At 39.7% G+C, this 8,463-nt stretch carries 6 protein-coding genes; 1 reads left to right on the forward strand and 5 read right to left on the reverse strand.

Features of this window, described 5'->3' with window-relative positions:
• Positions 1-14: 14 nt before the first annotated feature.
• Entirely contained in the window at positions 15-2,000 is a 1,986-nt protein-coding gene (locus CTN01_RS03460) for a DNA topoisomerase III (RefSeq protein WP_045148393.1), read from the reverse strand.
• 166 nt (positions 2,001-2,166) lie between these two features.
• On the opposite strand from CTN01_RS03460, the gene CTN01_RS03465 reads away from it, so the two are divergent.
• Positions 2,167-2,943 carry a glucosaminidase domain-containing protein gene (locus tag CTN01_RS03465; protein WP_045083313.1) on the forward strand — a complete coding sequence of 259 codons (777 nt, stop codon included), beginning with the start codon at positions 2,167-2,169 and terminating at the stop codon, positions 2,941-2,943.
• A gap of 70 nt (positions 2,944-3,013) precedes the next feature.
• On the opposite strand, the gene mnmH is transcribed toward CTN01_RS03465, so the two are convergent.
• The 4 genes from mnmH to CTN01_RS03485 form a co-directional block, all read right to left on the reverse strand.
• Positions 3,014-4,102, reverse strand: coding sequence for a tRNA 2-selenouridine(34) synthase MnmH (gene mnmH / locus CTN01_RS03470; RefSeq protein WP_045148392.1), 1,089 nt, complete (start codon positions 4,100-4,102; stop codon positions 3,014-3,016).
• Positions 4,102-5,136: a selenide, water dikinase SelD gene (selD, locus tag CTN01_RS03475; protein ID WP_045148390.1), complete on the reverse strand. Its 1,035-nt coding sequence runs from the start codon at positions 5,134-5,136 to the stop codon at positions 4,102-4,104. Before selD ends, mnmH begins: the two co-directional genes overlap by 1 nt.
• A gap of 214 nt (positions 5,137-5,350) precedes the next feature.
• Complete coding sequence (locus tag CTN01_RS03480; protein WP_045083310.1) at positions 5,351-5,899, reverse strand: NAD(P)H nitroreductase; 549 nt, start codon at positions 5,897-5,899, stop codon at positions 5,351-5,353.
• A 126-nt stretch (positions 5,900-6,025) separates the two neighbouring features.
• The gene (locus CTN01_RS03485) at positions 6,026-7,675 is read right to left on the reverse strand and encodes an APC family permease (RefSeq protein WP_045148389.1); all 1,650 of its coding nucleotides are present in this window, start codon (positions 7,673-7,675) and stop codon (positions 6,026-6,028) included.
• Between the last annotated feature and the right edge of the window lie 788 nt (positions 7,676-8,463).

Genomic DNA, 8,463 nt, shown 5'->3' on the forward strand with positions numbered 1-8,463 from the left:
ACTCTTCATATCTTCTATTTTTCTTTTGGCTTTCGTTTCCGCGTTGTTTTACTCGTAGTATTAGATGAAGATTTTGCTCCTGCCGTTTTCTTTGAGTATCGACGCTTAGCTCCCCCTTTACTCCATTCGGGTGACTTTAGATCGCGTAAGCTTTGTGGAATATCGGAGACTTTCACTTTTTCCATCAAGGCTGTTACCTGTACCTCTAATGCACCCATAAAGGGTTGATAAGCATACTTTTTATCTGCCATATCCTGTAGCTGATGTTCCCAATGCGCTGTCATATCAGGGTAGGTTGCTTCATTCGGCAAAGCATAAATTAAGCCTCTCCCAGCCTCTGTTGCATGAATTGTTTTACCTTGTCGATGTAATAACTGACGCTTAAATAAAATTTCTAAAATACCGGCTCGCGTTGCTTCAGTGCCCAACCCATCAGTATCACGTAAGATTTTCTTTAACGATGGATCAGAAACAAAGCGTGCTATCCCCGTCATTGCTTGTAATAAGGTCGCTTCCGTAAATGCTTTGGGAGGCTCAGTCATTTTGTCTTTTATTACACCATCTCGACAGGTTAATACCGTACCTTTTGTCAATGGTGGTACTTTATCAGCCAGATCGTTATCATCACCTTTATCATCTCGCCCTAATAATACCCGCCAGCCCGCATCCATTAGTTGACGCCCTTTTGCTACAAACTGCCCTTTAGCAATAGTAAAGACTAACTTAGCTTCTGCATAAATCGCTGCAGGGTAAAATTGCATCAAGTATTGTCTTGCTACTAATTGATAGATCTTCGCTTCACTTGAGCTTAAGCTTTGTGGGTTCACCGCTTTTGGCGTAGGGATAATCGCATGGTGAGCATCCACTTTTTTATCATTCCATGCTTTGGATTTTAATGATGTATTTGCGCTAGAAACTGCATTCGATAAGCTATTGTCAGTATTAGCAATAGCACGGCAAACCTCACCTGCTTGCTTAAAATGATCGTTAGGTAAATAGCGACTATCAGAGCGTGGGTAAGTGATCACTTTATGCTTTTCATATAACGACTGACAGGTACTTAAAACATCAGCCGCACTCATACCGTAACGTTTAGCAGCATCAATTTGTAATGCAGATAAAGAGTAAGGTAATGGCGCGGCTTGCTTGGTTTCTTTACGCTCAGATTCGGTGACTTCCGCGGGTTGCCCTTTTATACGACTCACCACATTTTCACAAAGCTGCCGACTGAGTATTCTTCCCTCTTCATCTTGATAAGGCTCGCAAGCTTTACTTGGTAGCCATCGCGCCTGAATCTCTTGCTCTGCATAAGGAATAAATGCAAAGACATCATAAAAAGGCTTAGGGATAAAATTAGCAATCTCATCATCACGACGCACCACTAAACCTAAAATCGGTGTTTGTACGCGCCCAACAGACAATACCCCACGATAGCCCCCTTTTTGCCCAAGTAAGGTGTAAGCTCGGGTCATGTTCATGCCATAAAGCCAATCAGCTCTAGAGCGAGCTAATGCTGATACTGACAATGGTACAAAATCATGATTACTGCGCATGGAAGATAACGCTTTTTTAACCGCTGCAGGGTTAAGATCAGAAATAAGTAGCCGTAATGCGGTCTTTTTCTTTGTTGCTGGTAATTTAGCGTAATCTATCACCTCATCCACCAGCAATTGCCCTTCACGATCAGGATCGCCAGCATGGACAATTTCTGAAGCAGATTTTGCTAACTTTTTAATTACCGCTAATTGCTGTTTCGCCGCTTTACGTGGAATAAGCTGCCATTTTTCAGGAATTATTGGTAGATCATTCAAATTCCACTTTTTATAACGTTCGTTATAAGCATCAGGCTCGACTTGTTCAAGTAGATGTCCAATACACCAAGTAACAATATCGCCATTACCGACTTCGATATAACCATTATTATTTTTATGAGGTCGGGGGAGAACTGCGGCAATCGCCCGACCTAAACTTGGTTTTTCTGCAATATATAAACGGCTCATCAAAATCTTTATATGAGGGTGAATAATGCTGAAACTGTACCTAAAACAGCGCAGTGCAGCAAGAAATACTGGATATAAAACCAGTTAGCAACGCCTAATTTTGTTTCCTAAATGTGATAATATATTCCTTAATCAATACTGAACAGTCGATTTATAAGAGAGATAAATGCTTAATCTAAAAACATTGACCCCCGTATTCGCTGTTGTATTGCTGCTTGGCTTACTCTGGGTTGGGAAAGATTCATTACATAACTTTATTGAACATAACGATTTCAGCCATCCCGCTAAACCAAACTTTGGTGCCTTCCTCAACATTGATGAAAAAAAGAAAGCCTTCTTTGACTATCTATACCCGTTTGTTGAAGAAACTAATCAACAGATCTTAGAAGATCGTCAACAACTAAAAATCCTGAGTAAAGATCCAGCCAAGATCGATATAGATAACGACTTAATTACGACGCTTAGTCAGCAATATGATCTGCCATTACCCAAAAAAACAATTACCCAGCAATGGCTAACAGAATTATTAAAACGCGTTAATGTTATACCTGCACAATTAGTCCTCGCGCAGGCAGCATTAGAATCATCATGGGGAACATCACGCTTTGCTGAAAAAGGAAATAGTTATTTTGGCGAATGGTGCTTTACCAAAGGGTGCGGTATTCCACCATTAGATATTGATCTTGAGCATTATCATGAAGTGAAAAGTTTTCCTTCTGTCCATGCTGCAGTGGCGTCTTATTTTAATAACATAAATACTAATGATGCTTATAGTGAACTACGTAATATTCGTGCACAACTGCAACAAGATAACCAGCCAATCACCGCACAAGCATTAGCCCATGGCTTACTCGAATATTCACAAATTGGCCATCAATACATCCAACGCTTACTAGACTTAATAAACTCAAATAAAGATCTTATTCCTACCTCTTCTTCATAGATAAAAAAAGCTGATCGTTAATGATGATATTAACTGATCAGCTTCTATTCCATACTATCGAATCACATCATTATTGCGCTTCAAACCACGCTTTTACTGCTTGATAATCACCACGAAAAACAATGCGTTCTGCCTTTTTACTTAACTGATAGGTGTACATGGGATCATAATATTGTTCAAGTAAAGGCACTAACCAGCCATCATGATCTGACACAGAGCCCGTTGATTGCATCACTTTAATTGCATGTTTCTGCGCATCGAGTATTTCTTGATGACGCTCTAAACCTAAACGCTTACGAATGTTAAACATGCCTTTTTCAAGGTATTCTTCAAACAAGATCCAGCCTTGCTCTTCACCGTAATGGGCAACATAATCACGTTGCATTGTGATCACATAATCATCCAATAAACGATCTAAACGCACATCTATCGGATCTTCAATAACGGCGATGGGCGATTGTTTCATCGTAGCTTGAAGCGATAATGGCACCATCACGCAGCCAATACTCTTACCTTCATCTTCATAGATAAAACACTCAACATCACGCGCCTGTTTTTTCAACATTTGAATAGCTAAGTCATTTTCAAACGCGATTTGAGTGCGCTGTGGTGTGACAAACCGACCAAATGATGAACCACGGTGATGGGCTGCACCTTCAAGATCAATACCGTTGGTAAGCTCATTGACCATAATGGTTTTACCATTACCCGTATTGCCCGCCACAATCGCAGTTGGCTTTTGCGCAATTTCATCAATGGTATCGATTAAAAAGCGGCGAAGCGCTTTATAACCACCAGTAATAAATGGAAAGTCAATCCCCGCTTCTTTAAGCCACTGTTGGGTAATTTGAGAGCGTAGACCACCACGAAAACAATATAAATACCCGCTAGGATTCGCTTCACAAAACGCTTTCCACTGGGCAACACGCTGTGCTTTTACTTCGCCATGGACTAATTCATGACCCAGTTTAATGGCTTCTTGTTGGCCTTTATTTTTATAACATGTACCTACTGCTGCACGTTCATCATCCATCATCAAAGGACGACTAACAGACGTAGGAAATGCGCCTTGAGTAAACTCAACCGGCGCACGCATATCCATTAACGGTATGTCATTAACAAACAGACTACGAAAATCTTCGCAATTGGGACGTTGCATTAGCAAACCTCGATTAAGGTATCGCCATCCATCGCCTCTAACTCACCAATCGCTTCCAGCAAAATGTCGTATTTTTTCGCAATTTCAATTAATTCAGCTTCACAATCAGGTGTTGCTGCTAATAATAAGCCACCTGATGTTTGTGGATCGCATAATACCGCTTTTTGCTGTTCGGTCATTTCACCAAGTTTGTTGCCATAACTCATAAAGTTACGCTCAGTACCACCTGGTACACAACCTTGCTCAATGTACTCATACACGCCAGGCAATGTTGGCACTTTATCAAACCACAGTTTTGCTTTTAAATGACTGCCTTCACAGATCTCAGTTAAGTGACCCATTAAACCAAAACCAGTAACATCCGTTAGTGCTTTAACACCAGCAATGTCAGCAAAATCTGCGCCCGGTTTATTTAATTTGCACATCCAATCGCGTGCTAATCCTTGGTGCTCATCAGCCAACTTAGATTTCTTTTCTGCTGTTGTTAATACTCCAATACCCAATGGCTTAGTGATATACAGCTTACAGCCTGCTTCAGCACTGTCATTACGCTTCACACGAGCAGTATCAACAATACCTGTAACAGCAAGACCAAAAATTGGCTCAGGGGCATCAATAGAGTGGCCGCCAGCTAGTGAAATCCCAGCTTCGCGGCATACAGAGCGACCGCCTTCAATAACTTGTTGAGCAATTTCAGGGGCTAAGATATTGACAGGCCAACCTAAAATAGCAATCGCCATAATAGGCTTACCACCCATCGCGTACACATCGCTGATCGCGTTCGTTGCGGCAATACGGCCGAAATCAAATGGGTCATCAACGATTGGCATGAAGAAGTCGGTAGTACTTATCACTGATGTACCATTACCTAAATCATAAACGGCAGCATCATCTTTACTTTCATTACCCACCAAAAGGTTAGGATCTGAGAATGGGGCTAACTGGGTGCGTAAAATGGTATCGAGAACTTGGGGAGAAATTTTACAACCACATCCGGCACCGTGACTGTATTGAGTTAGGCGAATATTTTCCATGACACGCTCCAAAAAAGGGAAAGAGCCAAGGATTCTACTCCTGCCCCTAACACCTGTCATCTTTAGAGCGAATATCACGCTATTTTTCCATTGATATAAATCAAAAATAGCTTTAAAAACAATCAATCCGAGCTAAAAAAGGTGATACCTCTCACGGTATTCATCACCGAATAGGTATCACCTCTTTAAAAAATAGTTTTGAAATGTTTAATCGTTAAAGGTATTCAACGAACTGGTTTAAGTCACGCTCATGCAGTTTAGCTTCACGACAATTAGCCGAACCTAAATATAAAAAGCCAACGATCATATCTTCACCTTCTACACCTAATGCTTCACGTACAACGGGATGATAAGCCCAAGAACCCGTGCGCCAAAATCCAGAAAAGCCTTGTGCTACCGCCGCCATCTGCATCGCTTGTACCGCACATCCAGCTGATAAATGTTGCTCAATTACAGGGACTTTATGCCCTTCTGTTACCTTACTAACAACCGTAATTACCATTGGTGCACGAAATGGAGCCTTAGACGCTTTTTCAATCACAAACTCTTCGAGATCGTCGGCTTTAGCCGCTGCAACTAAAATATCAGCAAGACGTTGTAATCCATCACCTTGAGAAACAATAAAACGCCATGGCATTAAACCACCGTGATCGGGGGCACGCAGACCCGCTCGAAAGATATTATCCAATGCTTCCCCTTCAGGTGCAGGTTCAACAAGTTTAGGAATAGAGCGACGATTAAGTAACAGTGATAACGCGTCCATGACAACCTCAAATGAAAATAGTTATTTTTTAAATGTATCATGGACACTACAAGAGATTAAGGTTCTAACCCTTTATTTTTAGCATATTCATAACCAGTCTAAATATAGAGGGCTATCGCAGCAATATCAGATAGAGTGCTTAACCAACAGCTCTTTTTCTGACTCAGGTTTCACTTCCAATTGCGCTAACTCATGCTCTAATTTTGGTGTTAACCAAGCTGAATTCACTCCCCAGTAAAAGAAAAATAGACTAACTACAGCAACAACAGCCATATCATAACCAAATGGAATAATATTGATCCCACCAAATTGATCACTGCCAATAAACGAAAGTATAATCATAGTGACAAAATAACCAAGTAACCAAACACTCGACTTCATGTGTTGTTTAATATTTTTCCAACCGCGTTTATTTTGAAAGTAAGCATAAATCACAAACCCTAGCAGTAGAATAAAGATCACTTTGCCCGTCAACGGCCAGCGAGACCAATAAAGCACTTCAGATGAGATAGCAAAGCCTAATGGTGCAATGATTTGTAAAGCCTTTAAACGAACAGGACGTTCAGCATCTGGAGCAAGCTTTCTCAGAGACATCGCCGCCATTGGACCTACAATGTAAGTTACGACCGTTGCCGCAGAGATAATCCCTGCTAATTGCCCCCAGCCTCGGAATAGGTATAAGAAAATAAAGCCGACAAATAAATTCACCCACAACGCAGCACGGGGAATATGATATTTCGGGTGTAATTTCGACCAAGATTTTGGTAAATGGCCATACTCACTCATCGCAAATAACATCCGCGTTGTTGTCCCCATATAGGTAATACCTGTCCCTGACGGAGAAACAAAAGCATCCACATAAAGCAACATCACAACAAGGTTAAGGTTTAAAGCTATCGCTAATTGAGCAAATGGCGATGAGAAATCTAAACTCCAACCTTTAATAGCAAGCTCCGATGGTTCAACACCGCCAATGAAAGCGGCTTGTAATCCTAAATACAAAAATACAGCGATGATAAGCGTCAGAATAATTGCTCTTGGTAAATCTTTACCGGGATTTTTAGACTCTCCTGCAAAGTGCATCGGGCTTTGAAAGCCATTATACGCAAAGACGATACCTGCTGTTGCGACTGCTGTTAATGCACCAGCCCATCCATAGGGCGCAAAGGAATGATTAACGGCGGTAAAGTTTTGCGGATGAAAGCCTGCGGCAACAATCGAAGCGACACTAAAGATTGGGATCGCTATTTTAAAGATCGTAATACTGGTTTGAGATTTACTAAATAAGCTGATACTCCAGTAATTAAGTAGAAAGTAAATCAGCATGAGTCCTGCAGCAATGAGTAACCCAATAAACGACAAACTTTGGGTTTGAGCATTAAATATTGTTGATGTAATAGGTTTAGCCCATTCCCACTGCCAAGAGTGCATGTACTGTACCGAAGCTTCAGCTTCAATAGGAATAACTGTCACAATTGAAAGCCAAGTAGCCCAAGCCGCCATATAACCGACAATAGAGCCATGAGTTAGCTCTAAAAATCGAACAGGGCCACCAGATTTAGGGAATAAGGTTGCGACCTCGGTATAAGTCAACGCAACAACCAACACAGCTATACCGCCTATCACCCATGAGACGAGTGATGCAGGTCCCGCAATTTTTGCCGCATGATAGGCGCCAAAAAGCCAACCCGAACCAATTATCGAGCCAATACCAGTCATGGTTAACGATACTAAGCCCATCTTCCTTTTAGGCTTTAGTTCTAAATTATTATTCATTTATAGTTATCCTTCCTGTTATTAATACCGACTTTACAAACTGCTCTTATTAGAATTTAAAGCAGCCAATGCTATCCAAAGTGAAAATTCAAAAAATTTAACATTAATAAAAAAGTGGTTTTATCGTGGTAATATTAATAATGCTGTAGCAGAGGTAACTAAGCAGAAGCGTTTACTTATATATTTTTAGCGATTCCTATATTTTTTAGCATTGGATAAAGTCGTAGGTCAATAACGATAACCTTTTAGCAACACTAGATTACTAACTAAAAATTTCTATTTTATTCTATAAGTCTTGAATCTACAGGAAGGAAAAATAAATTTCACATTTATATTTTCACTTTATTTTACATCTTATTTTAATGTTTATTCGCTATATCTGATTAATTTTATCAAAATAAAAAAAGATCCTCCCACCTCTTCCCATCAAAAAATATCCACATTTAAAACATACATATAGAATTAAAGTCTCATCATTAAGCTTGAAACACTATTAATTGCACAACGCTTTTTTTAAGATCTACGCCACAATTTACATAAATATATTGATGATTTTCATTTAAAAATTGGAGTATTTATAAGTGTTTTTTATATCAATTATCGATAGGTGAATTAATCTTCCTGACTATTATTCAATAGAATCAAATCATTCATTAAACATGTACCTTTTATTTTTTTAAACAAACAATGTTTTATATTTAATAAAAATGGAGTAATTATATCGCCTTTATTTTTGGATTCATCAAATATAAATCAATGAATATATTAACTTTAATCTTTTTATAAAA

It is taken from the genome of Photobacterium angustum (genome assembly GCF_003026365.1).
In the GTDB taxonomy this organism is placed as follows: Bacteria; Pseudomonadota; Gammaproteobacteria; order Enterobacterales; family Vibrionaceae; genus Photobacterium; species Photobacterium angustum.